The 25,468-nt window shown below is 69.0% G+C and carries 15 protein-coding genes and 1 pseudogene; 6 read left to right on the top strand and 10 right to left on the bottom strand.

Annotated elements, in window-relative coordinates; translation table 11 throughout:
* Positions 1-11: 11 nt before the first annotated feature.
* Positions 12-617: an HhH-GPD-type base excision DNA repair protein gene (locus A8W25_RS00555; RefSeq protein WP_067154000.1), complete on the top strand. Its 606-nt coding sequence runs from the start codon at positions 12-14 to the stop codon at positions 615-617.
* A gap of 214 nt (positions 618-831) precedes the next feature.
* Here A8W25_RS00555 and A8W25_RS00550 read toward each other — a convergent pair whose 3' ends face one another.
* The gene (locus A8W25_RS00550) at positions 832-2,175 is read right to left on the bottom strand and encodes a helix-turn-helix domain-containing protein (RefSeq protein ID WP_067153997.1); all 1,344 of its coding nucleotides are present in this window, start codon (positions 2,173-2,175) and stop codon (positions 832-834) included.
* A gap of 112 nt (positions 2,176-2,287) precedes the next feature.
* Here A8W25_RS00550 and A8W25_RS00545 point away from each other — a divergent pair, with 112 nt between their 5' ends.
* The 3 genes and pseudogenes from A8W25_RS00545 to A8W25_RS00535 all read left to right on the top strand — a co-directional run bounded on the left by A8W25_RS00545 (position 2,288) and on the right by A8W25_RS00535 (position 6,143).
* On the top strand, positions 2,288-3,640 hold the full coding sequence (locus A8W25_RS00545; RefSeq protein ID WP_067153994.1) for a M64 family metallopeptidase: 1,353 nt from the start codon (positions 2,288-2,290) through the stop codon (positions 3,638-3,640).
* 98 nt (positions 3,641-3,738) lie between these two features.
* Positions 3,739-5,199: pseudogene (locus tag A8W25_RS00540) on the top strand (polysaccharide lyase 8 family protein); the annotation flags it as partial.
* A 269-nt stretch (positions 5,200-5,468) separates the two neighbouring features.
* The gene (locus A8W25_RS00535) at positions 5,469-6,143 is read left to right on the top strand and encodes a hypothetical protein (RefSeq protein WP_067153991.1); all 675 of its coding nucleotides are present in this window, start codon (positions 5,469-5,471) and stop codon (positions 6,141-6,143) included.
* 267 nt (positions 6,144-6,410) lie between these two features.
* On the opposite strand, the gene A8W25_RS00530 is transcribed toward A8W25_RS00535, so the two are convergent.
* The 8 genes from A8W25_RS00530 to A8W25_RS00495 all read right to left on the bottom strand — a co-directional run bounded on the left by A8W25_RS00530 (position 6,411) and on the right by A8W25_RS00495 (position 21,968).
* Positions 6,411-6,650, bottom strand: coding sequence for an Imm31 family immunity protein (locus A8W25_RS00530; RefSeq protein WP_158942337.1), 240 nt, complete (start codon positions 6,648-6,650; stop codon positions 6,411-6,413).
* Between the two features lie 49 nt (positions 6,651-6,699).
* On the bottom strand, positions 6,700-10,971 hold the full coding sequence (locus A8W25_RS00525; protein WP_234386199.1) for a polymorphic toxin type 17 domain-containing protein: 4,272 nt from the start codon (positions 10,969-10,971) through the stop codon (positions 6,700-6,702).
* 41 nt (positions 10,972-11,012) lie between these two features.
* Complete coding sequence (locus A8W25_RS00520; RefSeq protein ID WP_067153982.1) at positions 11,013-11,363, bottom strand: hypothetical protein; 351 nt, start codon at positions 11,361-11,363, stop codon at positions 11,013-11,015.
* 351 nt (positions 11,364-11,714) lie between these two features.
* Entirely contained in the window at positions 11,715-12,125 is a 411-nt protein-coding gene (locus tag A8W25_RS00515; RefSeq protein ID WP_067153981.1) for a DUF6234 family protein, read from the bottom strand.
* Positions 12,122-12,859: a tetratricopeptide repeat protein gene (locus tag A8W25_RS00510; RefSeq protein ID WP_234386043.1), complete on the bottom strand. Its 738-nt coding sequence runs from the start codon at positions 12,857-12,859 to the stop codon at positions 12,122-12,124. The genes A8W25_RS00515 and A8W25_RS00510 overlap by 4 nt, the downstream gene beginning before the upstream one ends.
* 444 nt (positions 12,860-13,303) lie before the next feature.
* Positions 13,304-19,267, bottom strand: a complete 5,964-nt coding sequence (locus tag A8W25_RS00505; protein WP_158942334.1) for a glycosyl hydrolase family 18 protein — start codon at positions 19,265-19,267, stop codon at positions 13,304-13,306.
* A 519-nt stretch (positions 19,268-19,786) separates the two neighbouring features.
* Positions 19,787-20,905: a fatty acid desaturase family protein gene (locus tag A8W25_RS00500; RefSeq protein ID WP_067153960.1), complete on the bottom strand. Its 1,119-nt coding sequence runs from the start codon at positions 20,903-20,905 to the stop codon at positions 19,787-19,789.
* Between the two features lie 7 nt (positions 20,906-20,912).
* On the bottom strand, positions 20,913-21,968 hold the full coding sequence (locus A8W25_RS00495) for a ferredoxin reductase (RefSeq protein ID WP_067153956.1): 1,056 nt from the start codon (positions 21,966-21,968) through the stop codon (positions 20,913-20,915).
* Between the two features lie 86 nt (positions 21,969-22,054).
* Between A8W25_RS00495 and A8W25_RS00490 the strand changes: the two genes are divergently transcribed.
* Positions 22,055-23,194, top strand: coding sequence for a helix-turn-helix domain-containing protein (locus A8W25_RS00490; protein WP_067153953.1), 1,140 nt, complete (start codon positions 22,055-22,057; stop codon positions 23,192-23,194).
* A 261-nt stretch (positions 23,195-23,455) separates the two neighbouring features.
* On the top strand, positions 23,456-23,794 hold the full coding sequence (locus tag A8W25_RS00485; RefSeq protein ID WP_067153951.1) for a thioredoxin family protein: 339 nt from the start codon (positions 23,456-23,458) through the stop codon (positions 23,792-23,794).
* 212 nt (positions 23,795-24,006) lie between these two features.
* On the opposite strand, the gene A8W25_RS33770 is transcribed toward A8W25_RS00485, so the two are convergent.
* A complete protein-coding gene (locus tag A8W25_RS33770; RefSeq protein WP_158942332.1) occupies positions 24,007-25,071 on the bottom strand; it encodes an XRE family transcriptional regulator in 1,065 nt (354 codons plus the stop codon).
* Positions 25,072-25,468 lie beyond the last annotated feature (397 nt).

Genomic DNA, 25,468 nt, shown 5'->3' with positions numbered 1-25,468 from the left:
ATCATCGCCCTATGTCACCTACCCCCACCCCCCACACCCTGCGCCTGTCCCAGCAGCCCGAGGCGGACGCGCTGCTGGGCCGCAGCCCGCTGGCCGCGCTGGTCGGCATGCTGCTGGACCAGCAGGTCCCCATGGAGTGGGCCTTCGCGGGCCCGTACACGATCGCGACGCGGATGGGCGCGGACGACCTGGACGCGGCGGCGATCGCGTCCTACGACCCCGACGCCTTCGCCGACCTCCTCAAACAGAAACCGGCCGTGCACCGCTACCCCGGCTCGATGGCACAGCGCATCCAGCAGCTCTGCCGCTGTCTGGTGGAGGAGTACGGGGGCGAGGCGGAGGCGGTGTGGCGGGACGCGCCCACCGGAGCCGACCTGCTGAAGCGCCTCAAGGCACTCCCCGGCTTCGGCGACCAGAAGGCCCGCATCTTCCTGGCCCTGCTGGGCAAGCAACTCGCCGTCCGCCCCACGGGCTGGCGGGAGGCGGCGGGCGCGTACGGCGAGCCGAACTCCCACCGCTCGGTGGCGGACATCACGGGCCCGGACTCCCTGGCGAAGGTGCGGGCGCACAAACAGGAGATGAAGGCGGCAGCGAAGGCGGCGAAGCCGCCGAGATAAACGGGCCCGGACTTTGCCCGCGGGCCGGTGGTGGGTTGCTCGCGCAGTTCCCCGCGCCCCTGGGTAGTCAGGGGCGCGGGGAACTGCGCGACCAGCCCCCACCGGAGCCGCAGATCTACAGGCAGGCGGGGAGCCGGGGGCGGAGCCCCCGGGGGAACTCGGCTTCGCCCCCCGCCCGCCCCCGGAGGGTCTAGGTGAAGGGGCGGGGTGGGGCCTAATACCGTGGTGGCACCGGCGCAGGCCCCAGCGTCGTCGTGCCCGGCGCGGCCCGATGCCCCAGCCCCGTCCGATACGCGTCCAGTGCCGCCTCCGTACGCCCCGTACGCCGCAGCAGGTCGCCGAGGAGGCGGCAGAGGTCCGCCAGGTCGCCGGTGGCACCGCTGCGCTCCAGGAGGCCGAGCGCGGTGACGTAGTGCTCCTCGGCGGCGTCGAGGTCGCCGCGCTCCTCGCGGATCAGGCCGAGGAGGCGGTGCGCGCCGCCCGCGTGGACCGCGCCGTGCCGGTCGCCCAGCTCCGGTGCCGGGTCGACGAGCGGCGTGAGGAGGGAGGCCGCCTCCGCGTGGCGGCCCAGCCGGCGCAGCACGTCGGCCAGTTCCACCTCGACCTGGCAGGTGAAGAGCGCGGCCCGCTTCGCGGCCAGCATGTCCCGGGCCGTACGCAACTCCCGCTCGGCGGAGCCCAGTTCGCCGTCCTGGGCGTAGACGTACCCCCGCATCCAGTGGCAGTGCGCCAGGTCCGTGCGCAGGCGCAGCTGGCGGTAGACCGACTGGGCCTTGGCCAGGGACGCGTCGGCGTCGGCCGTGCGGCCCTCGGCCAGGAAGGTGCGGGCGACCTGGCGGTGCATACCGGCCACCAGGGCCGGGTCGGAGACCTGTGGTGCGAGCGCGAGGGCCAGTTCGGCGGCGTGCGCGGCACGGGCCTGTGCGCCCATGTCGAGGTAGGGGCCGATGATCGCCGAGTAGAGCAGGACCAGGGACTCCGGGTCGTTCAGGCCGGAGGTGCCCAGTTCGTCGATGGTTGATTCGAGGAGGTAGCAGGCGTAGCGGAGCTCGCCCGCCAGGACGTGGGCGATCGCCCGGCCCCGGATCGCGCGCGCCCGGCGCGGCAGCGGCTCGCCCACCTGCTGGCGCTCGGCCGCCTCGAAGTGCCGTATCGCGTCGGCCAGTTCGCCGCACTCCAGGGCGCAGTCGCCCAGGCCGAGGAGCGCTTCCGCCTGTTCGGGGAGCAGGTCGTGCAGCTCGGCCTCGGTCAGCAGCTGACGGTAGCGCACGGCCGCCTCGTCCGCGTCGCCGGTCGCCAGGAGCCGCTGGGCGTCGGTGAGGCCCAGGCGCAGTTCCGTGGCCAGATGCGCGGGGGTGCCCGTGGCGAGTTCCTCGTATGTGGTGCCCAGGCGCTCGGCGAGGTGGCGCAGGGCCGCCTCGGACGGCCTGACCTTGCCCGACTCCAGGGTCGACACATAGGCCGGGGTGTAGGCGGGCTCGGCCAACTGCCGCTGGGTGAATCCCCGTTCGGCGCGCAGCCGCTGCACCCGGCGGCCGATCACGGCAGGTTCGTCCATCGCGTCTCCCTGGTCCCAGGGCATTGCGCATGCCCCGTGCGCCCCCTAACTTAAGCGAGCCGTTCAACAGATTTACCCGACTGCTTAACTTCCGTCACTGGGGGAGGAATTCATGCGCTCAGCCTTGCGTCTGCGCAGAACCATAGCGGCGACAGGACTCGCCGGGTCCGTCGTTGCCGCGCTCCTGTCCGGGCCCGCCGCGGCCGCCGGTACTCCCGCGCCCCGGCCGCGCGTCGAGGTCGAGATACCCGGGCCCGAAGGGGGTTCGGTAGCGGGGTCCGGGCATGTGCGCGTTCCCGCTGGTGGTGTCGGTCGTCCTGGCGCGCGGCTCTCCGGGCGGGCCGCGGACGCCGACGGTGATGTCGCTGAGATCGTCAGCAACGGGCCGAGTGCCGACCGGCTCGATGTGGTGATCGTGGGCGATGGGTACACCGTCGACCAGCTGGACCGGTTCCATGCGGACGCCAAGGAGAAGTGGGGCGAGGTGACCGGCGTCGAGCCGTACACCACGTACCAGAACCTCTTCAACGTGTGGACCGTCGACGCCGTCTCGGCGCAGTCGGGCGTCTCCGGCGACCCCGCCCAGGGGGATGTGAAGAACACCGCGCTGGGTTCGTATTTCTGGTGCGACGGCATCGAGCGGCTGCTCTGTATCGACCAGGACAAGGTCGACTCGTATGTGGCGAAGGCGCCGCAGGCCGACCTCGTGATCGTGCTGGCCAACAGCACCAAGTACGGCGGCGCCGGGTACAACGAGCCCAGCCAGAAGCTCGGTTACGAGGGGATCTCCACCGCCTCGGCCGGCAACGCCAAGTCCGGGCAGGTCGCCATCCACGAGACCGGCCACTCGCTCGGCAAGCTCGCCGACGAGTACTTCTACCCGGGCACCCCCGGCTACGAGCACTACTCCGGGCCCGAGGTCGCCGAGTCCAACATCTCCGTGCTGAGTGCCGAGCAGATGGCCGCGCAGCGGACCAAGTGGTACCGGTGGCTGGGGGAGACCTCCCCCGACGGGGGCCTCGTGGGGGCGTACGAAGGCGGCGGTTACTACGTCACCGGGCTCAACCGGCCCACCGACAACTCGATCATGCGCATCCTCGGCAAGCCCTTCAGCCTGCCCGGGCGCGAGGCGATGATCGCCGGGTTCTACCGGCACGCCTCGATCGCCACGGCCGCCGTGCCGACCGCGCGGACCCTGGGCGTCCACGACAAGGCGCGGGTGACCGTGCCCCAGCTGGTGGGCTCCGGCGCCAAGCAGCCGAGGATCCGCTGGTACCTGGACGGCCGCGAGCTGACCCGGTTCGAGGGGCGCACCTGGGTCGGTGTCGCGCAGGCCGTCATCTCCCCGTGGGACCGGCGCACCCATCAGCTGAAGGTCACGGTGACCGACCCGACCACGTCGGTGCGGGATCCGCGGATCGTCGCCGGGCTGAGTGACTCCGTGGTGTGGAACGTACGGAGGTAAGCGCTTGCTGTGCGGTGCGTCCGGAGTATTGAAGGCTTCGGGCGCGCCGTGCTACACCGGCGGGAGCGGTCTACACCACTTCCCTCCGGGAGTTCCCTGTGTCCTTGCTGCGTCGTACGTTTCTCACGGTTCTGGGAGCAAGCGCTCTCACCCTGGCCGTGGTTCCCGAGGCCTCTGCCGCCGATGAGTTCGCCCTGCTGCGGGAGCGCTGGCGCGACCTCTCGCTCGGCACCGGCTTCGACGCGGGCGCCGAGCCGTACGCCTCCCGGCTCAAGGAGACCGGCGAGCGCGCCCGGGCCTTCCGGGCCTCGATGGCCCCCGCCGACCACGCGCTCTGGCCGGACTGCCCGTTCGACCCGCCCGCCGGGATCACCCAGAGCTACAGCCGGCTGTGGACCATGGCCCAGGCCTTCCTCCAGCCCGGCACCGGCCTCACCGGTGACACCGGTCTGCTCGGTGAGGTGATCGGGGGGATCGACCATGTGGCGGCGAAGGTCTACAACCCGTCCACCACCCGCTACGGCAACTGGTGGGAGTGGCAGATCGGCAGCCCCCGGCTGCTCACCGACCTCGTCAACGCGCTGTACGAGTACGTGGGGGAGGAGCGGGTCCAGGCCGCCTGTGCCGCCGTCGACCACTTCGTCCCGGACTCCGTGTTCGCCGACTACTCGGGTACGTCGACGGGCGCCAACCGCGTCGACCTGTGCCGCTCGGTCGCGGTGCGCGGGGCGATCGGCCGCGCCTCCGCCAAGCTCGCGCTGGCCCGCGACGCCCTCTCGCCGGTCTTCCCGTACGTCACCAAGGGCGACGGCCTCTACGCCGACGGATCGTTCATCCAGCACACCTCGGTCGCCTACTCCGGTACGTACGGACAGGTCATGCTCGACGGGCTGGGGCGGCTGTTCACCCTGCTCGCCGGGACGAGCTGGGCCGTCACCGACCCCAACCGGCAGATCATCCTCGACAGCGTGGAGCGCGCGTACGCGCCGCTGATCCACAACGGGCTGGTCATGGACAGCGTCAACGGGCGGGCGGTGAGCCGGGGTTATCTGCTCGCCGACGACGCGCACGTGATGCGCAGCGACCACTTCCACGGGGAGGGGCTGATGGCCGCCGTCGCCGTACTCGCGGGCGGGGCCTCGCCCGCCGAGCGGGCCCGGTGGCAGGGGCTGATCAAGGGGTGGATCGAGCGGGACCCGAGCCATCCGGTGCTCGGCGCCCGGCAGTTCGGGGTCGCGGACCTCGCCCGGCTCCAGGCGGTCGTGGAGTCGCCCGTGGCGGCCGCGCCCGAGCCGGTCGGGCACACCCTCTTCGCCGCCATGGACCGCGTCGTCCACCGACGGCCCGCCTGGACCGCCAACATCGCCATGGCCTCGGAGCGGATCTCGTACTACGAGTGCGGCAACGGCGAGAACCCGCGCGGCTGGCACACGGGTGCCGGAATGCTCTACTGGTGGCCGGGGCAGCAGGGCAACGACCAGTACACGGACTGGTTCTGGCCGACCGTGGACCCCTACCGGCTGCCGGGGACCACCGTGTCCACCAAGCGGCTCGCGGACCCATCGCTCCCGTACCCCCGGCGCCCCCGCTGCACCAGGCACCGACCCAGACCGGAGAACCATCCGGCCCCGTCCTGGGCGCCGCCGCCTCCAAGACCGACGAACCGGACATCGCAGAGCAGCCGATCGTGGCGATCGCCCAGACACGCGGCCGTGCGCCGACTGATGGCGATCCCGCTTCTCTCAACGCTCCCGAGCCAAGGCCGGAACCACGCCGTCGCCATGTACCGCCGCTGCTGGCAGCGCTGGGCGTTGCCCTGACAATCGCAGTGATCGCGGTGCTCACGGTCTTTCTTGGGAAGTCCGGTTCCGACGGCGAGGACAGCGGGTCTTCCGGGGAGAAGCAGGAGAGCTCGTCGTCGGACACTCCTGACTCCTCATCGCACACGCCGGAGACTCCGGAGACCAGCGTCGCAAACTTCGCCAAGCTGCCCGAAGCATGCAAGACGATCTCCGAAGGGGCGCTTGACCAACTCGTGCCCGGAGTGAAGGTCAAGAACGGCACGGCCGACACCAGCAACACGGCCGACAACAGTCGCTGTTACTGGTCCGGCAGTGATGACACCAACAGCTTCCGCTTCCTCTCCGTGACCCTGTGGCGCTACGACTCCGACACGCGCAGCGGTGATCAGCACGCCGAGGACACCTACGACAAGGTAATCGCCGACGCCCGGACCAGGACTGATGCCTGGAACATCGAGACCGAGCCGGCACCCGACATCGGCGATCAGGCAACCGCCATCAGCTTCGACTCGAAGACGAACAAAGAAGACTCCAAAGAAGCGACGCTCGTCGCCCGTACGGGCAATGTCGTGGTCAGGGTCTACGACAGCGGCTCAAGCCTTTTGGACAACGGGTCGCCTCCCACGTCCGCGAGCATTGTGCGGGATGCGACGACGGCTGCGAAGATCGTTGTCACATCGGTCGCCGATGCCAACAGGTAGCCGGAGGCCCCTGGGTGTGACTCCGCCTCGCCGTGGGCGCCGGCCTTCGACGCCCGTGGTGGCGTGGGCCGCGCCGACCGGCTCGCACTCCGGTGAGCCGCGCTGAGAGGAGGCTCACTCACGCGGTTCCCGCCGTGCCGGGAGCCTCGCCCCAGATCGCTTGGAGGTCGCGGGCGCGGACCGTGAACGCGGTCGCGTCCGTGAAGAACCCCGGAGCTCGTCGTCCCAGGCAGCCTTGACGTATTCCATTGCCGGCGATGGCCCTCGCTAGTAGTAGTCCTCGTGCTTGCGGTCCCGGCCCGTCGGCGTCAGTTCATCGCGTTCGAACTGCACCGTGTAGTCGTAGTCGTCCACCATGATCGCGTACGCGGGCGGGACCTCGGGGTCCTTGGGCTCGGTGATCCCGAGGATGGCGCCCAGGCGGCCCGCCAGCTCGGGGCGGCGCGGGGAGTGGGTGATGCGCACTTCTGCGTAGAAGTGAAACGCGTCTTCTGCGGGTTGCTCCATGGCGGTCATTCCGTTTCCTGCTGTCCGGGCGCTTGCGCCGTCCACTGTCTCACTTGTGGGTGATCTCTCCGTCGAGGGATACGTTCAGATGGCTGCCGTCCCGGCTCAGCCAGCCGAGCTGGGCCTTGCCCTTCTTGCTCAGCTGCACATCCCACTCGAACGGCTGGCCCGCCGTGCGCGACGGCCCCTTGATCCACTCATTACCGAAGCGGTCGATATAGCCCTTGCGCGTTCCCCGGGGCAGCCCCGAGTTCACGTTGACGTCCTGCGACGGTACGAAGCGGATGCGCCCGGAGGTCGGCAGCTGGGCCTCCTTGATGAGCCCCTTCACTCCGGTCCGGGGCTTCGTCGTCGGCACCGGCTCGTCGCACGTCTTCAGCCCCAGCGGGTCGATCATCGACAGCGGGGTGTCGACGTACCCGTGGTGGTTCGGCGCCGGATCGAGCCCGAGGGGATCCGCCGACAGATAGCGGGCGGTCTCCGGGTCGTAGTAGCGGAAGTAGTTGTAGTGCAGTCCGGTTTCGGGGTCGGCGTACTGGCCGGGGAAGCGCAGGGGGCAGTCGGCCGAGCCCTCGTCCGGTGCGGTGGCGTGGCGGGCACCCCACAGGACGTGGTGGTGCTGCCAGGCCAATTCGCCGTCGGGGCCGACCAGTTCCGTCGGGGTGCCCGCCGTGTCGGTGATGACCGCGTGGAAGCGGATGGTGCGGTCGGCGGTGGTGTCCTCGGCCAGCGACGACAGCAGGGACACTCCGCCGGTACGGACGAGGGGGCGGTGGCCGGTCTGGGTCAGGGGGGTGTGCGTGCCCGGGGCGTAGTCCCAGGCGGTGACCCGGCCGTCGGGGGCCGTCTGTTCGGCGAGGCGGGTGTCGTCCCAGGTGAAGTCGGTGCGCTCGGCCGTCGAACCGTCGTCGAGCAGCCGGTACTTGGCGATGCGGCGGCCCATCGGGTCGTACACGTACCGCCAGCGCTCCCCGTCGGGGGTCACCGCTTCGGTGAGGCGGTCCTCGGGGCTCCAGGAGTAGGTCCAGCTCCGGCGCTGCCCGTTGAGGAGCTTGCGTACGCGGCGGACCCGACGGCCCTGGGCGTCGTGCTCGTAGGTCGTGCTCCCCGACCGGCGGACCAGGGTGCCCTCGAACTCGCGCTCGCCAGCCGACCCGGCGGTCTCGGTGAGCGTCGCGGCTGCCGTGGTGGGCGCGTCGGCACGGGTCAGATTCCCGGAACTGTCGTAGGCGTACGTCTCGGTCCAGCCGTGCGCCCGGACGTCTGTGACCCTGCCGACCGGGTTGGTGGTGAACTTCCTCGTACCCGAGGTCAGATCGCGGATCTCGGTCAGATAGCCGTCGGCGCGGTAGGCGTAGGTGCGGTGCTGGAGGAGGCGGTCCGCCTGGTCCGAGCGGCCGGTGAGGGGCCGGGCGGTGAGGGACTGGGAGACGAGACGGCCTGCGGCGTCCCAGTCCTGGTGCAGGGTGACCCCGTCGCCGATGCGGCGCGAGGTCTCCCGGCCGGCCGCGTCGTACGCGAAGGTCAACGTGCCCGCGTCCGAGGACAGTGCGACCGGGCGGCCGGTCGGGCTGTACGACCAGGTCGAGACCAGTCCCGACGGGGTGGTCCGGCCGACGAGCCGCTCGCAGGCGTCGTACTCGTATGTGGTGGTGCGGCCGTTCACCGTCTCGGCCGTCACCCGGCCGAGAGCGTCACGAGCGAGGGTGAGTTCGGCGTCGGCGTTGACCGCGCGGACCAGATGGCCCGCCGGGTCGTAGGCGTACGTCGTCGTCGCGTCCGGGCCGGAGCGCTGCTCGGTGATCCGGCCGAGCGGGTCCCGGGTGAAGTGCAGGGCTTCTCCGGCGCCGTTGGTGCGCGAGACCAACTCGCCCGCCGCGTTGTAGCCGTACGTGAGGGTGCGGCCGTTGAAGTCGGTCTCGGCGGTCGGGCGGCCCGCCTCGTCATAGGTGTACGTCCATGTCAGGCCCTGGGCGTTGGTGACGCCCGTGAGCCTGCGCTCGGTGTCGTGGGTGAAGGCGTAAGTGGTCCCGTCGGGGGTGGTGCGGGTGGCCGGGACATCGAAGGGGGCGGCGGTGCTGTGGGTGGTGTGCCCGGCCTGGTCGGTGTGGGTGAGCGGGTTGCCCTCGGCATCCCACGTCCATGACTCCGTCGCACCGTCGGGGTGCTCGCGCCGGGCGGGCTTGCCCTCGGTGGTCCAGGTGGTGCGCGTGGTGTGGCCCAGGGGGTCGGTGACCTCGACGGGGCGGCCGAAGGCGTCGCGGCTCACGGTGGTGCGGTGGCCGAGCTCGTCGGTGATCTCGACGAGGATGCCCGCCGCGTTCGGGACGACCCGGCGCACACCTCCGAGGGCGTCGGTGATCGAGGTCAGATGGCCCAGCTCGTTGTACACCTGGCTGGTGCGGGCGCCCAGCGGGTCGGTGGTGGCGAGGAGGTTGCCGAGGTCGTCGTAGGTGTGGCGCCAGGTGGCGCCGCCCGGCTCGACGACCTCGACGGGCTGGCCGAGCCGGTTGTAGACGGCGCGGGCCACCGAGCCGTCGGGCAGGGTGAGTTCGGTGAGGTTGCCGTGGTCGTCGTAGGCGTACCGGGTGGTGCGGCCGAGCGGGTCGGTGGTGGTGAGGGGGTTGTCGCCGCGCTCGTCCCACTGGGTGCGGGTGGTGTGGCCGAGGGCGTCCGTCTCCTCGACGACCAGGCCTTCGCCGTTGTAGCGGTGGCTGGAGGAGTGGCCCAGGGAGTCGGTGTAGGTGGTGGTGCGGGCCAACTCGTCGTAGGTGAGCGTGCCGGAGAGGATGCCGTCGACGCCGTCGGTGCGCACGACCCGGCCGCGCTCGTCGTACACGTAGGAGAACCACGTGGCGTTGCGGTCGGTCCAGCGGGTCATGCGGCCCTGGTCGTCGTAGGCGAACGTCAGGGGCTCGCCGCTGGAGTTGATGACCTCGCTGAGGTTTCCGGCGGCGTCGTACCCGTAGCGCATCACCACGGTGCCCGCGTCCGGCGGGAGTTGGGCGCTGTAGCGGTCGGGGGCGTGGTCGAGGAGGCGCAGGGCGGTGATGCGGGGGCCGTGGGAGTCGACGGCGAGGTAGTAGCCGCCGGAGTGGCGGATGCCCTCGGGGACGCCGCCCGCGTTGCGCTCGACGTCGATGCGGGCGCCGTTGCGGTCCTGCCAGGCGTCGATGGGCAGATGGAAGATACCGGGGGTCGCGGAGTTCAGCGGGGTGCTGAAGGAGCGGACCACTCCGGTGGCCGGGTCGGTGATGGTCATCACCCCGTCCGGCTTGCCGTCCCACTCCAGCGGCCAGCGCGGGCCCTTGAGGGGCAGCACCGGCTCGCCCGGAACCGGCACCGGATAGACCAGGCGCATCCCGTCCGCGCCCGCGAAGACGACGCCCTCGCCGTCGATCTGGACGCATTCGTCCAGCGTGGAGATCCAGGTGGGGCCGAAGCACACCCCGCCCCGGTAGGAGGACAGATGGGTACGCTCGAAGACGAACGGCAGCGAGGCGGGCAGCGTCAGGTCCGTCTGCGACATCAGCATCGCGCCGGTCGCCACGTCGATCGGCTCGCCCACGCAACGGGTGCGCTCGCAGTTGCGGGCGGCGGGCCCCAGTTCCACCAAGTCCGGGCGGAGCGAGGGCGGGCGCAGCATGAACGGCGTGGGGTTGGTGAACGCGCCCTCGACGCCCGCCTTCAGGACGCCGCTTCCCGCGCCCAGCGCCCCGCCGAAGATCATGCCGTCCTTGGCGGCCTGGTTGATCTCGTCCAGGCTGAAGCCGCTCTGCAGACCGGTGGCGATCTTCAGCGGCTGGGCCACGGCCAGGTCGACGGTGACCGACTCGACGCCACCGAACGCGGCCGCCACCAGCGTGCCCGCCGCGATCTCCGCGACCGTCGTGGAGACCGCGACACCCAGCGTGGCGCCCATCTCGATGATCACGTCGGCGGCCGCCACGGCCGCCCCCGAGGCCAGACCCGCGGTGAAGAACGCCAGCGCGATCCCGCCCGCGATCACCGCCGCGTCGATACCGATCTGCGTCCACAGCTTGGTGATCGCGTCGTCCACCGCGTCCGCGAACTTCTCCAGCCCCTCCGCCATCTTCCGCGAGGACTTGGACAGATCACTGAGCCAGCCGGCGTCCTTGTCCTTGGCGTACCGCTCCCAGAACGTGGTGAAGGTCGCGATCGCCTCACCCTGGTTGTTGTGGATGAGCGAAGTCGCCGTGTTGTTCACCGGCGTACGTACGTCATCGACCGCGTCGGCGAAAGTCCGCCAGGCCTGCGCCGCGTGCCGCAGGGTGCCCGAGTTCGCGTCCGGCCACCACATGCCCAGCTTCAGCAGGACCTTCTTGGCCTCGTCCTCCAAGCTCACTTCGCACCGTCCTGCGGCTCCTGGGGCTTCACCTTGGCGAACATCCCGGCAATCAGCTCGTCGTTGTCCACATGCCCGTCCGACATGTCGATCATGGCCTCGTGGATGCTCGTCAGCCCGAGCACCAAGATGCCCGCGCCGCGCTCGATCGCCGTCTGCTGCGGCTCGTACGCGTCCCCGAACGCCTTGCCCTGCTCGTCATCACCCCAGGGCTTGCCGAAGCCGTCCAGCGCCTTCACCAGATTCGTCAGCGCCGTACTCAGATTCTTCGCCTGCTCGTGGAAAACGGGTGCCGACAGCTTCAGATCAGCCGTCTTGATGTCCAGAACCTTGCCGTCGTCGCCCACCCGGCACCTTCCCCCGTCGATCCCGCACCCGCCCTGTCCTCTGCGGATGCAACTCCTCGACCCTAGAAGATCCGGGTCAAGAGAACGCAAAGGCGAGGTCGTGGGTGTGTAACGGCAGGTCGTCCCGTATGAAGTCCGAGCTGTCTCGTGAAATCGAGGTTGTGGACCCGGGCGATGCCGAGGATGCCTTCGCGAACGCTGTTGGCTTTGCGGACCCGACGCGCACAACGAGAGGGTTGCTGGCGGGAGTTGAACCGCACCACCGTGCGGGGAGCCCTGGCGGGCGGCTCCCACCACTTCCGGCCCACCTTGCCTTATACATAGGTGACTTGGCGGGGTGGAAGGTGGTGATCAGTCCTCGCAGCTCGCTGCGGAAGGTGTGTCGCGGCACCTCGCGTCTTCGTGGGACTGCGCCATGGTCCCACCGAAGACGATGACGCAGACCAAGGTGGCCACGGTGGCCTGGCTGATGACGGTGACGAACGCTCCGGCGCGGGCGGCGAACGCCGCCGCCACGGTGGAGAACACGCCGACCGCGCCCACGGCGGCCAGGTAACCCCACAGGGAGTCGGACTCGACGGTTGCTCCCGGGTCGAGGTCGAGCCCGGACAGGAACCAGAGCCCGAAGGTCACTACCAGGGTGAGCAGTTCCACGCACACCAAACCGCAGCTGACGCCGATGTCCACACCTGTGTCAGTCCGTCGCCGCTGCCGGGGCCCGGTGGTGGCGTCGAAGGCCGGCGGGGCAACGGGCAGGTTCATGGACACCACCCTGCCCGCGTGGGCGAACCGGGTGCATGAGTACGGGTACTCATGCGCGCCTCCCGCGAGGCAGCGCGAACGGATGATGCGGCGCGCGGGGCGTCCTTCGTCGCCCGGGATCGAACGAGTTCATTCGGGGCCGGGTCTTCCACAGTGATGCGGGTCAGCAGCGTGCGGGCGTCCCGGGTGCGGGGGTGGGCCGGGTGGAGGAACTGCTCGCAGGCGGTCAGTGCCTGGCGAACGGCGGCTTCCGCCTCGCTGCGACGGCCCAGGCCGTGCAGGGCCCTGGCCGTGTCGATGTCCACAGCTCCGCTGTCGGCACGGCCCAGCGGCGCGAGTCGGCCGACCTCGGCCAACGCCTCCTCGTAGCGGCCCTGCCCATTCAGGCTGCGCCCCAGGACGCGGCGCAGGACGACAGCCGTGGGCTCGTCCGCTCGCGGCAGATTCCCGCGGGCGATGGCCTCCGCCTCCTCGTAGCGACCCTGCCCGTTCAGTGCGGCTGCCAGGTTGGTCAATGCGGACAGTTCGGTCTCCCACACCGCGGTGAGGTGCGCGAGACGAGCGAGGGCACGCAGGATGTCCTGCGCCTCGGCCTCTCCCTCTGTGTACCGGCCCTGTCCGACGAGGACCGCCACCCGGTTCGACCGGAGGCCCAGCAGTAGTACCCGCACATTCGGGCCATAGGAGTCGGCCTTCTGCTCCAACTCCGTAATCAAGGTCTCCAGTTCGGGCAAAACCTCCGCCCCCCGCCCGTGGGCGATGGCCGCCCTCGTGGCAAAGGACCTGGCCAGCCATGACACGACCAAGGAGTCTCCACCCCGGACGCGCGGCACCGCGGCAAGAGACCTCGCCTCGGCCTCGGCCTCCTCGAACTCGCCTGCCGCGCATAGATCCCGCAGCCGATCCAGGACTGCCCTCTGCGAAGGGGGCACCTTGCCCCTGGCCCGCCCGCCTCGCGCGCGGCCCCACGTCGTACGTATCGATCTCACAAGCCGTGAGGCTACGGGAGTCCGCTCCCCCCGCCGACCGCCGGCTCCAAGCCATCCACCACACCCCCGGACTGACATACCGTCACCATCTCCGCAAGTTCCCGACGGGCGGACACGGCGGGCCCCGGCAGATGCGCGTTGCTCTGCCGGGGCCCGGTCTGCTCGATATGAGTGTGCTTTCCCGAGGGGTTACGGGGCGGGGCTGAGCCGCCTCCACGGCTTGCCGCCGTTCGCCTCGGCCGTGCCGGGTTCGGCGGTGGTGTACCACTGGGCGTACCAGTAGTAGCCCTGGTGCTTCACGAAGGCCGCTGTCGAGGCCTTCGCGTCACCGGTGAGAATGTGCGTGCCTTGGTCGGTCGTGCCGCCGGCGACCTCCAGGTCGTTGCCGCCGACCAGGGAGCGCAGCTTGAACACGCCGTTGTGTTTGGGCGCGCCGGGTGCTCCTTCACTGCCGTTGTCGGCGATGGGGACCAGTCTCCACTTCTGCTCGGCTCGCCCGTCGCAGCCGACCGAGGCGATGTCCTTGCGCGCGGCGGTCGCGGTCATGCAGCGTTCACCACTGCTGACGGTGTACGTGCCGCCGCCTGCGGACTGTATCTTCCAGTACTGGTTGGGGTTTTGGTCCATGAGCTCCACGAGGTGCACGCGGGACTGGTCGGGGTTGTTGTCGATCATCATGGACTTTCCTGACGGGCTGTCGCCGTACTCGAACATCCAGCCCTTGTCGCCCTTGTCATACATCCGCCACAGCCGCCCGCCGTCGGGCCGGTAGACCTGCCCCTGCTTCCAGGTGGCCGCCTGGCATTCGGCTCCTGTGCTGGGCGCGGGAGGGTTGACCGCCGAGACGTCGCGGCGCCGGTCGCCGGTGGAGCCGTACTCCTTGCCGCCCATCGTGAAGGTGATGTTGGACGGCCCGGTGACGGGCAGGTAGTACTTCAGGTCGATGTCCCGGGATTTGCCCGGTGCCAGGTCCTCGCAGTAGCCGAGGGTGAGCGTGAGACGGTGGAAGTCACCCTTCAGGCCTCCCGCGTTGGGGCCGGTGTGGCCGGGGGTGAGGCCCTTGATCTCCTTGTAGTCGTTGTCCTTGACCACCGGCGGCGTGGAGGTGGGCAGGTCGAGGGAGATCTCGGTGCCCTGGGCGAGGGTGACGCCGGTGTTGTTGGTGATCCGCAGCTTCGGCTGGATCGGATAGAAGTCGTCCTTCCCGGTGGGGAAGTCCACCAGCTGCGCCGTCACGTCGATCACCTCCCTCGGCTGTTGTCGGCCCCCCGCCTTCGTGTTCCCGTATGCCGCGGAGCTCTTGAGGGCGTTGTCCAGCCGGGTGGTGAGGTCATAGCCCATCCCCCACTCCCCGCCGGCACGCTGGGTGTAGTCTCCGGCGAGTTCCCAGATCATCGCGCCACCAATGCCCTTGTCGGCGATGTACTGGCTCTTGGCATCGATGGACTTCTCGTTCTCGGTGGACAGGAACACCCGCTTGGTCGCGTTCCACAGCCAGGGTGCCTGGAGCTCATCCGAGTACTTTTCGGCATACGTGCCGCTCAGTCGGCCTTCGGCGCTGTCGGGGTCGACGCCGTAGGACCGGAGATAGCCGGGTGTGATACCGGCCTGGAGGTTCTTCGTGTGCCACAGCGGGTTCGACCCGGCCCCGACCTCGCGCTCGTTCTCGGTGTCGTGCCACACATTGTCGATGCCGACAGCGCCGAGCCCGCACGCCTGGGCGTTCGCCGGTCCCCTGCCTCCGGTACCCAGCGGGCACTGGGACTGTTCCGGCATCGCCGCCGTCCCCCACAGCCCGTCCGAGCCGCCCTGCACGTCCCGCCAGCCCCGGGAGTAGTACGGGACGCCGAGGTTGATGCGGCCCGCCGGGAGCGCGCCGCGGTAGTAGTGGTACGCCCAATCGGTGTTGAAGTAGCCGTGCTTCTGGAAGTCCTTGGTGTCGGCCCTCTTGTCGTCGTAGATGCCGGCGTCGGCCAGCTCGCTGTCCTTCCCGTCGTCGTAGAGCGGGGCCTGCGGGCCGACGTACTTGTTCCAGGAGCCGTGCAGGTCGTACGTCATCACGTTGACGAAGTCCTGGTACTGCAGCGCCTGGCCGGCGTCCAAGCCGCGCACGAGATAGCCGGAGGAGGAGCCCGCAGAGGTCAGCAGGTAGTAGCGCCCCTTGTCCGAGCCCGCCCTGTCCAGCTTTTCCCGGAGCGTCTTCATCAGCGCGTTGTATCCCTGCTGCAACCCCTTGCGGCGGGGGTTGGAGACGTCCCAGTCCTTGGGGTTGCCCGTGTTGGGCAGGGCGGTCGGGTACTCGTAGTCGACGTCCACCCCGTTGAACCCGTACCGGTCCAGGAACGCGGTGACCGAGTCGGCGAACGTGTCGATGCCCGCCTGGTTCACACTGCCGTCGGCGTTGGTGGTCATGGCGTAGAAGTTCCGGGTGTCCGCCCAGCCGCCCACCGAGATCAGCGTCTTCACGGCCGGGTGCTTCTTCTTGTAGCTGTTCAGCAGGTTGAAGTGCCCCTTGTACGGAAGCGAGCTGTCCATGGCGTTCTTGTCACCCGGCCAGGTCATGCCGGTCGCAGGGTTGTGCGGGTCGTTCGGATCACCAATGCTGATCCGGTCGTTGTCCACACGGGCGAACGCATAGTTGACATGGCTCACCTTCGACCACGGAATGTTCGACGCCAGGTACTTCGGGTCGCCGTTCGTCCCCGCACGCCACCCGGTGAAGTAGCCCACCAAACGCCGCGTGCGATTGTTGCCGACCCACTCACGGCCTGATCCGTCGTACACGTCGCAGTAGCGCGCCGCCACGCCCTCGGTCTGCGCCATACCCTCCGGTCGGCAGTCTCCTGCGGCGGCGGGTTTGGTGCCGCGGTCGTCCTGCGACGTGTCGAACGGATCGCCCGCGTCGCCGCCGTCGGGCTGGCCGATCGGCGGGGCGGACATCTGCCACTTCTGGGCGTCGCTGCCGTTGCAGTCATTGATCTGCAGCGCCTGAGCGGTATCCGATCCGGGTACGTCCAGGCACTTGCCGGAGCCGGGGTTGCGCAGTTCCTGCCGGGCGCTGTACACCCACCGCTGGGCAGCACCGCCGTTGCACGCGTACAGCTGAACCGGAGCGCGGTTGTCCGTGCGCCCGCCATCGACGTCCAAACACTTCGCCAGAGCCTGCAGCGTGCCGTCTCCGGCCGCCGTCCAGCCCTGACCGTCCGAACCTGTGCAGGTCGCCAGACGTATCGGCGTGCGGTCGTCTCGATTGCCACCGCGCGGCTCGACGCACTTGCCCTCGAGCCCCCTGATCGTACTGACGGCCAGTCCGGCCCCCGACTCCCTGAACTTCCACCGCTGCTTCTGGCTCTCCGACTCGCAGGCCACCAACTCCAGTGGCCGTCCCGCCTCTTCAGCGCTCAGACAGCGGCCGTCGGCCGCGCTGACCAGGGTGTACCAGCCGCCACCCGAGCTCCGGGCCTGCCACACCTGGTTTGCGTTGCCCTCCCGGGTCTCGATCAGGTGAGTGCGGTGGGGTCCGGGATCGTGGTCAACCGCCATGTCCGGCTTCGCGGCCGCGTTGATCCGCCAGTTCCCTCCGCCCAGCGACCGCAGCACCCAGCGCTGCGCCTCGGATTCATTGGGCACGTAGGCCTGCACGCTGGTGCCGCTCGCGGTGTTGCTGCCCTGGAGGTCCATCGCCATGCCGGTGGCCGACCTCAGCTCCATGCGCCGGCCGTCGCGTGGCTCCGTGCCAGCGGCCGGGTCCCGCGGGGTGATGACCACATCGGCTGGATAATCGATGTACCAGTACTGGTCCTCCATGACGTGCGGACAGGGGTCGTGGCTGACCCACTTCTTCCCCTGTGATTCCTTGCCCGGGTTCTGTGCCAGACAGGTGCTTGCTGCCCGGCCTTGGTCGAGGGACAGTGCGATGCGGCCGTCGTCGTCACGGCGTGACAGGAACCAGGCACGCTCCTTGCCCAGATAGGTCCAGCTGCTCCAGGTGTCGAGGTAGCGGCCGTTGTGCTGTGCCTGCAGCGAGATTCGCCCCGTGCCGGCGTTGCGCAGCAGCCACCGCTGGCTGTCCGAGGCTTGGTCCCGGGAGGTGATGAGGTAGGCGTCGTCGCGCGCCCCCGCGGAGTCCAGGACCTCCCCGGTGCGGGCATTGCGCAACCGGACGACTCCCTCACGCTCGCCCTTGAGCGGGCTGGTCTTCGTGCCGCCGTCCGATCCGCCGCATTCGTAGGCGGCAACGTCGTTCTGCGCCAGTGCCTGGCCCAACCCGGACAGGCACGATGCCAGCGCTCGCTGCCCGAAGGCGTTGGGGTGAATCGCCTCCTGCTGGTCCCCCTGCGCCTTGCCCTCGAACCAGGCCTTGGTCCAGTTGCTGAGATAGGGGACCCAGCGGACCCATTCGGCTTTGTCCGCCGGAAGAGGACTGCTGTTGCTGTTCGCGTCCGTCGCCTGTTCGGCGGACTTGGCGCACAGCTCGTGCCCGGCGAAGGCGTTCTGCACGTCCAGGAACTTTGCTCCGGCTGTCCCCGCGGCTGCCCGCAGCATGCTGCTGATCCGGGGTACGACGGATTCACGGGCCCAGTCGGAGTCGGTGTCGCGGAACGGACATCCGCCGCTGGTGTACCGGGGGAAGCTGAACGCACCTTCGCCGTACCGGTACTCGGAGCTCTTGGGGAGCACGTTGGGATACGACTGCAGCACCAGCCGGTAGTCCGACTGACCCGCTGCCCTCATCACGCGACGGATCTCCATCAAGCTCTTGGTCACAGCGGCCCGGACGCCGTCGAGCGCACCGGCAAACGCCTTCTCCCGGGTGCTGGAGCACTGCCACCGCACTGGGGGATCGAGGTTTCCCACCGAATCCTCCAGATAGGATTTCGCACACGCCTGGACGATCTCGCTGAACTTCAGGTCGTTGCCGCCGATGGACAGCACGATCATCCGGACGTCATATTGCCGGGCCAGATCTTGGAGCTGCTGAACCTGGGGCTTCTCGCCCTTGAACGACTCCGAGACAATGTGCTCGGTCGTCGCCCCCGAACAGGCGAGGTTGAACCGGCGTTCTGCGGGAATCCCCTCGAACTCAACTCCCTTGATGGGAGCCACGTCCGACCGGTCGCAGCGATTACCGCCGTCATAGGATGTCGTGTCGTACACACAGTCCTGCCCGCTCTGGCACATCGACTTCCGGTCGGTGCCCCACACGTCCCCTTCCGGCTTGGTGAGCGCGTTGCCCGCCCATCGGCCGCCCTCACCGGAGATGTAGCTGTCGCCCATCGAGACGATGGCGGGCGGCCTTCCCGTGCACGAACCGCCCACGGCACTCGCCTTCGGCAGAGCCCTCGGCCTGGCCACAGGAGCACAGTCGGTGCCGAACCGCACTGCCCAGTGGTCAGACTTGAGATCCTCGATGCGCTGCGGATGGACACCGAGGCTGCTGTCCTCGTCTGCGACCATGTAGTCGAGTACTTTGTCCTCGCGGGTGGGCAAATCCGTGGCGATCACACGAGCCCCGAGCGGCTGCAACTCTTCCTGCGTCCACTCGTGCGACTCACGGTTGAAGTCCCCCATCACGGCCCAGTCGTCAGCGCCCGCGTCTTCGTGAGCCGCTTCGACCAACTTGGACGCGTCACTGCCCCCGTTCTCTCCGTGAGCGCTGTACAGCCAGGTGTCAGCTACCCGAATCCCGAGCATGGGCTTAGGGTTCTTTCTATCGTTACCAATAGCACCCACCCGGCCGATCACACGGATGTTTGCATCATTGAGAGCAATGTCCCGATCGACGAAAAAAGCAATGTTCTGCCCTTTAGTTTTGGCCACTCGGGTTTCGAGGAAGTAGTAGAAGTAGCCACCGGCTGCTGTGCATTTATGCACAGAATAAGCTATCTGCTCCCGTCCTCTGCTGATGAAATCGTGAGAGTCATTGCAGTCGTAGCCGGGCGGCTCAAACTTCCCGACCTCCTGGAGCGCCACGACCTGCGGAGCATTGGCCTCTCCCAGTAACCCCTGAATCCTCTCCCAATAGTTGGGCGAGTTCTGCATGTTGAACGTCGTGGTGCGCAGACCGGTCACCGCTGCCTGCGCAGCAGGGGCGCCGGCACCCACCACCCCGAGCAGTCCCGCCATCAGCGCGGCGACGAGGGCGGCGGACACCAGCCGCGCTCTCGGCCGTATTCGGGCCCTTCTTGTTTTCATCCACACCCCTAGACCGGCCACTACTTGACCCGCCTACCTCAGCGCATGCCAATCAACAGCCGATAATCACTTGCTCATCTCTCTCACGAGGTGTCGATCGGAAGGCTGTTCAGCACGTCCCAGGCATGTTCGACGAGTTGCTCCCCGTCTCGGTCAGCGGGCCCAGCTTCGTCGGTCGCGGCGGGCGAACCGCCTGGTAGGGCTCATGGTTGACCCTGGTCGCCTGGGGTGGGGCCTGCGAGTGGGGGTGAAAGATCGCCACCGTCGCCCTGTCGCAACAGGGCGGCGCAGCGGCGCACGGAGACCAGGGTGTGTGCTGAGCTCCTGGCGCACGTCCAGGCGGCGCAGCCGGACACCGGGCTGCCCGGGTCCCGTGTCGTACGGTCTGATGTCGCGGCCGCCCACCGTCCGCAACGGATCTCATCGAATCCGTCGGTGCCGCCGGTACGGCCGAAAGATCTGAACCAATACCGGGAATCAGGCCGCGACGAGCTCCTGCTCGCGGTCCGGCGTCTTGACCTTGGGCTTCTTGTTCGGCAGCGAGAGCCGGAAGACCTTGTGCCACGCGGAGAACACTTGCTTGGGCAGCGGCCCGGTGACGTACTCCAGCTCGTACTTCTCGAACAGCGCGCGCACCTTCACCGCGACCTCGGCGTACCGGTTGCTCGGCAGGTCCGGGAACAGGTGGTGCTCGATCTGGTGCGAGAGGTTGCCGGTCATGAAGTGCATGGCCTTGCTGCCGCTGATGTTCGCCGAGCCCATCATCTGGCGCAGGTACCACTGGCCGCGCGTTTCGCCCTTGATCGACCGGCGCTCGAAGACCTGCACGCCCTCGGGGAAGTGCCCGCACATGATCACCGAGTGGGACCAGATGTTGCGGACCAGGTTCGCGGTGAACGTGGCGGCGAGCGTGGGGAGGAACGACGGGCCCGACAGCAGCGGGTGGATCACGTAGTCCTTGAGCACCTGCTTGCGGATCTTGCGGCCCACGGCCTTGGCCCGGGCGCGGAACTCCGGGTTCTTGCGGCGGCGCTTGCTCAGGTTCCTGCCGAGCTCCAGGTCGTACGCTGCGATGCCGTATTCGAAGAAGCAGGCGTTGATGAAGTTCCACAGCGGCTGGCCGAGGTGGATCGGGTGCCACCGCTGGTCCTCGTCGACGCGCATGATGCCGTAGCCGAGGTCGTTGTCCTTGCCGATCACGTTGGTGTACGTGTGGTGCAGCTCGTTGTGCGAGTGCTTCCACTGCTCGGACGGCGAGACGTGATCCCACTCCCAGGTGGTGGAGTGGATCTTCGGGTCCCGCATCCAGTCCCACTGGCCGTGCAGGACGTTGTGGCCGATCTCCATGTTGTCCATGATCTTCGCCACGGACAGACCGGCGGTGCCGAGCAGCCACGCCGGCGGGAAGATCGAGAACAGCAGCACGCCCCTGCTGACCAGCTCGAGCTTGCGCTGCGCCGAGATGACCTTGCGGATGTAGGCAGCGTCCTTCTCGCCCCGGCTGGCGATCACCTCGTCGCGGATCGCGTCCAGCTCGCGGCCGAGCTCCTCGATCTGCTCCGCGGTCAGGTGGGCGGTGGGGTCGATGGCGGTCAAGGTGCTCCTACCGTTCGATGTCGCAGGGGCCCGCCGCGGCGGACACGCAGGTCTGGATGAGGACGCCCGGCTCGGCCTCGGTGATCTCGCCGGTGCGCAGGTCACGGACGGCGCCCGTCTTGAGCGGCGTGACGCAGCCGAAGCAGATGCCCATGCGGCACCCGGACGGCATGAGCACGCCGGCCTCCTCGCCGACGTCCAGCAACGGCGTGGCGCCGTCCGCGTCGACGGTCTTGCCGGTGGTGCTGAACGTGACCTCGCCGCCGTCACCGGCGACGACGATGCTTGGGCGGAAGCGTTCGGTGTGCAGCCGCTCTTGGACGCCGTGCTCGGTCCAGTGCTTTTCGGCGGCGTCGAGCAGGCCCGCGGGCCCGCAGGCCCAGGTCTCGCGCTCGGTCCAGTCGGGCACGAGCTCGTCGAGACTGGCGATGTCGAGGATGCCGTCAGTGTCCGTGTGCAGCTCGGTGAGACGCAGCTTCTTGTCCGCGACCAGGTCGTGCAGTTCGTTGCGGAAGATCACGTCCTGCGGCTGTGGCGCGGAGTGGACCATGACGACGTCGTCGAACTCGGTGTCGCGCAGCATGCCCATCACGGGTGTGATGCCGCTGCCGGCCGTCAGGTAGAGCACCTTGGCGGGCTTGGCCTGCGGCAGTACGAAGTCACCGGTCGCCTGGTCGAGCTGGATCAGCGTGCCGGGTTTCGTCCTGCGGACCAGGTGGTTGCTGACCTTGCCGTCCGGGATCGCCTTCACGGTGATTGTGACGCGGCCGTCCTGGCGGTCTGTCGGCGAGGTGACCGAGTAGGCACGCCACAGGCGCACCCCGTCGACGTCGACCCCGATCCGCACGTACTGACCGGCCGTGTGGCCGCGCCAGCCCCGTCCCGGCCTGATCACGATGGTCGCGGCGTCACCCGTCTCGGGGTGCACGGACTCGATGCGCCCACGCAGGTCAGCGCCCGCACGCAGCGGGCTGACCAGGTCGAGGTAGTCCGACGGCAGCAGCGGTGTCGTGACCATCTCCAGCAGTTTCCACGCCCTACTGCGGAGGGCTGCACTCGTCATGACTCCAGCTTGATGCGCCTCAAGGCGTAAAGTCCTGACCGCAGGACGTAAATCTGGTCGGCTGAATTGTTCGTAGGGAATAAAACGTGAGCCACCCAATCCGGAGAGTCACCGATCTGGCCCTGGACGAGACGACGGCCACCGCACTCCGGGCCGCGCTGAAGACCACCGCCGACGAGGTCGTCCAGGCGATCATCGACGAGGTCCCTCCCTACGCCAACGCCCTTTCGGGCCGCATGGGCGGCACCATCCGCCGAGCCGTCCGCACCGCCCTGGGGCACTACCTGGACCTCGCGAGCGGGAAGGCCACGGGCGGCGACGGCGGCGACGCAGCCTACGAGCTGGGCCGCGGCGAGGTCCGCGACGGCCGTTCGATGGACGCCCTGCTCAGCGCCTACCGCGTCGGCGCCCGCGTGGCCTGGCGATGCCTGGCAGCGGGTGCCGTACCCGCAGGTCTGCCCGCCGCCGAGGTCGCCAAGTTCGCGGAGCTGACCTTCGCCCACATCGACGAGCTCTCCGCCGCGAGCGCCGCGGGCCACGCCGACGAACTGGCCGCCCGGGGCAGGGCCCACGAGCTCCACCTGGAACACCTGGCCCGCGACCTCCTCGCCGGCGCGAGCCCGGACGTGCTGCTGGTCTCTGCTCAACGGGCCGGGTGGCAGCCTCCGGTTTCGCTCACCGCGGTCCTGCTGCCCGCTGCCCAGGCCCGGCCTGCCTACCGCGTGCTCGACCCGAGCACCCTCGTTCTCGACGATCTGCCGGACGCCACCGGTGTGCTGCTCGTCCCCGATGCCGACCGATCGCATCTCTTGCGGCAGCTGACCGACCGCACCGCCGTGGTCGGCCCGGCCCGGCCATGGACTCGTGCGTCCGCCTCGTACGCACGAGCCGCACGCGCGCGCTCCCTCTCCTCCGATATCCGCGACACCGAGGAACACCTGCCCGAGCTGGTGCTGAGCGCCGACGTGGACGCGTTCGCAGACCTGCGTGCCCGAGCCCTCGCACCGTTGCGGACCTTGCCTGTCGCGACCGCACGGCGGCTGGAGGAGACGTTGCGGGCGTGGCTGCTGCACCAGGGCAGGCGGGACGAGGTGGCGGCGACGTTGTTCGTCCATCCCCAGACCGTCCGGTACCGGATGTCGCAGCTGCGGGAGCTGTTTCCGGATCTCGCATCGCCACACCGGGTCCTTGAACTGACGCTGGCGGTCGGTCTTCGGGTCAGCTGACGCGTACTTCGACCGTCCACGGCGGCGTCCGCGAGCGGTCCAGGAATCGTGCCTCGTTCTTGGTGCCATCGGCTGGCGGCGGCCAGGCCGGGTCACCAGGGGCGGGGGGGGCGGGCCGCTCGCGCCGGGGACCACCGTGGTTCTGCGACGGCCCCGTGCCTGCCTTCCGACAGGCCAACCGGACGACCGACCGGGCCGGCCTGGCACACCGCGCGAGGGATGATGGGGAGGGAATGACGGAACGCGAGGTCAGGAGCTTGCATGGCAAACCGGGTTCACCGACCCCGTGAGGACGCGGAGTTCAATTTCATCCTCGGGATGAGCGGAGTTCCGGTCCTCGCATACTTCACCGGGACATGGCCCAAGGCCATCGAGCCCTGCCGGGTGATGGACCTCGCCGTGGGTGGCATCGCCGACGACTACACGGGCCGCCTGACGGCCGTCCGCGTCGACATCACGCGTTGTCCGGCCGCAACCGAGCGATACGGGATCACCGGAGCCCCGTCCTGCGTCCTGCTCAAGGAGGGAGAGGCGGTGGCGCACGGCACGGGGCCTATGACCATCGCCGAGGTACATAAGTTCCTGGACGGCCACCTCTGAGCGGCCGCTGCGGCACGTGGCCGCGACGCCCGTCAGGTCTCGTCTCGTCTATGGGAGCTGCACCGCCCGAGACGCCTTGGGCTGAGACACCCCCACAGGTCACATGACGCCGTCCAGCACCGGGCTGGGCGGCCACTGCTGCGCTGCGCGGCCATGTCATCCTCGATGCCGTCACCGTCGCCGCGCCGGTCATCTGAATCCGCTGACTCCGCTCATGATCGCCCAGACAGGCTCTCGTGACTGCTGATTGTGGGCATCGCCGTCGGGGACAGCGCGGGGTCGAAGGAGAAGCTCTGTCCTGGATCGGAGTCGGTGCAGGGAAGTTGGAGGATGGGGATCCACTCTCGCGTCGAGCGGCCGGGGACCGAGACACAGGCCCCGGTGTGGACAGGGATGATGCGGTATCCCTGGCGCGGCGCGGTGCTGGCCAGACGGAGGCGAAAGCGTTCTGCGGTGCCGCGGTGGCCGCAATAGTCGTCCATCAGCTGAGCGCCGCCGCGGGTGCTTCCGTTGGCGACGCCCAGACAGCCGTAGCCAAAGACGGGGTGGAGAGAACGAATCCGGTACGAGCCGCCTTCCGCCTGCTCCAGGGCATAGACGGGGATGCCGGTGGCGCACTCGGACTGGTAGACGTTGCCGCCGCTCTCTCCCTCCCGTTCGGACAGGCAGAGGGAGGAGACAGCCGAGCGGATGCGGTAGACGCCCGGCGTCGGGCTTGGCTGTGCGGGGGACGAATGCCGGGCGGTCGGCGCTGTGGCACGGACCGTGCCCGCGGGATCGTCCTCGCCGCTGTTTCGAGGGGTGAGGAGGTAGCTGCCGGCTACCAGGATGAACAGGGCCGGCACAGCCACAAGCAGGCCCAATAATCGGCGACGAGGGGCGGCACCCAGCCGCCCGTGGTTGCCCTCCACAGGACCGACCCGGTCGGGTCCCGGTGAGTCCTCCGCCATAGGATCGCCCGTCACGCCACCTTCTGAGGCAGGGACGTTCGTATGGCCGTCCGCTACGGCACGGAGGACACGAAGCCACTCCTCGACATCGGCGCGGCCGCCTCCGCATGCCCGCACGAATGCGGCCACGACCTCCGGACGAGGCAGTGACCGGCGGCCCAGGGTACTGGCCAAAGTGCTCGCGGGCAGGACATCGCCCCGCTCCTCGGCACGGGCAGCCAACTGACGGTAGGTGAAGCCGGACCAATCCTTCATGGCCTGCATATGGAGCACGAACTCAGTCGGCGTACCCGCTCCCCGCGGATCCGGCGCCCTCACATCAGCCATCCCTGCCGACCCTCCCCCCTGCCCGTACTGTTCGAAACACAGGACAAGCTGGCAACGCTGCGGAGGGCCGACAAGGAAGAATCCAGCTGTTCCGGACCCCTCTGCGCTGCTGCGCCGGACGGTTGACCGTCCAGCCGGTCGTTCCGAACTGTTCGGGACAACCAGAACCGGGTTGACCTGCGCAAACACTTCCCCGAAAACTCGAAGTCGGCCGAACGGCCCGCTTTCCGACACGAGGAAGTGAGCAGCGTGTGGCATCACGATTCGTTCCAGGAAGGCCGTCGCCGCGTCCGGTGCGCTTCTACGGGTTGCCTTGCGGCGGTTCCTGCGTTCGATGCCACAGACGCACCACCTCTCACACCCCGCACACCTCTCACCCCGGGCAAAGGAGCCCTTG

The sequence above is a fragment of the Streptomyces sp. ERV7 genome (assembly GCF_001653515.1).
In the GTDB taxonomy this organism is placed as follows: Bacteria; Actinomycetota; Actinomycetes; order Streptomycetales; family Streptomycetaceae; genus Streptomyces.
Note: the sequence above shows the minus strand (reverse complement) of the source record. Positions and strands in the feature narration are given on the sequence as shown.

What these genes read in the sequence shown, in the direction of transcription:
- A8W25_RS00555 (WP_067154000.1), top strand. Translation starts at nt 12, where the DNA reads ATGTCACCTACCCCCACCCCCCACACCCTGCGCCTGTCCCAGCAGCCC.
- A8W25_RS00550 (WP_067153997.1), bottom strand. Translation starts at nt 2,175, where the DNA reads ATGGACGAACCTGCCGTGATCGGCCGCCGGGTGCAGCGGCTGCGCGCC.
- A8W25_RS00545 (WP_067153994.1), top strand. Translation starts at nt 2,288, where the DNA reads ATGCGCTCAGCCTTGCGTCTGCGCAGAACCATAGCGGCGACAGGACTC.
- A8W25_RS00530 (WP_158942337.1), bottom strand. Translation starts at nt 6,650, where the DNA reads ATGGAGCAACCCGCAGAAGACGCGTTTCACTTCTACGCAGAAGTGCGC.
- A8W25_RS00525 (WP_234386199.1), bottom strand. Translation starts at nt 10,971, where the DNA reads ATGTGGTGGCCGGACGCGAACTCGGGCACCCTGCGGCACGCGGCGCAG.
- A8W25_RS00515 (WP_067153981.1), bottom strand. Translation starts at nt 12,125, where the DNA reads ATGAACCTGCCCGTTGCCCCGCCGGCCTTCGACGCCACCACCGGGCCC.
- A8W25_RS00495 (WP_067153956.1), bottom strand. Translation starts at nt 21,968, where the DNA reads ATGACGAGTGCAGCCCTCCGCAGTAGGGCGTGGAAACTGCTGGAGATG.
- A8W25_RS00485 (WP_067153951.1), top strand. Translation starts at nt 23,456, where the DNA reads ATGGCAAACCGGGTTCACCGACCCCGTGAGGACGCGGAGTTCAATTTC.
- A8W25_RS33770 (WP_158942332.1), bottom strand. Translation starts at nt 25,071, where the DNA reads ATGGCTGATGTGAGGGCGCCGGATCCGCGGGGAGCGGGTACGCCGACT.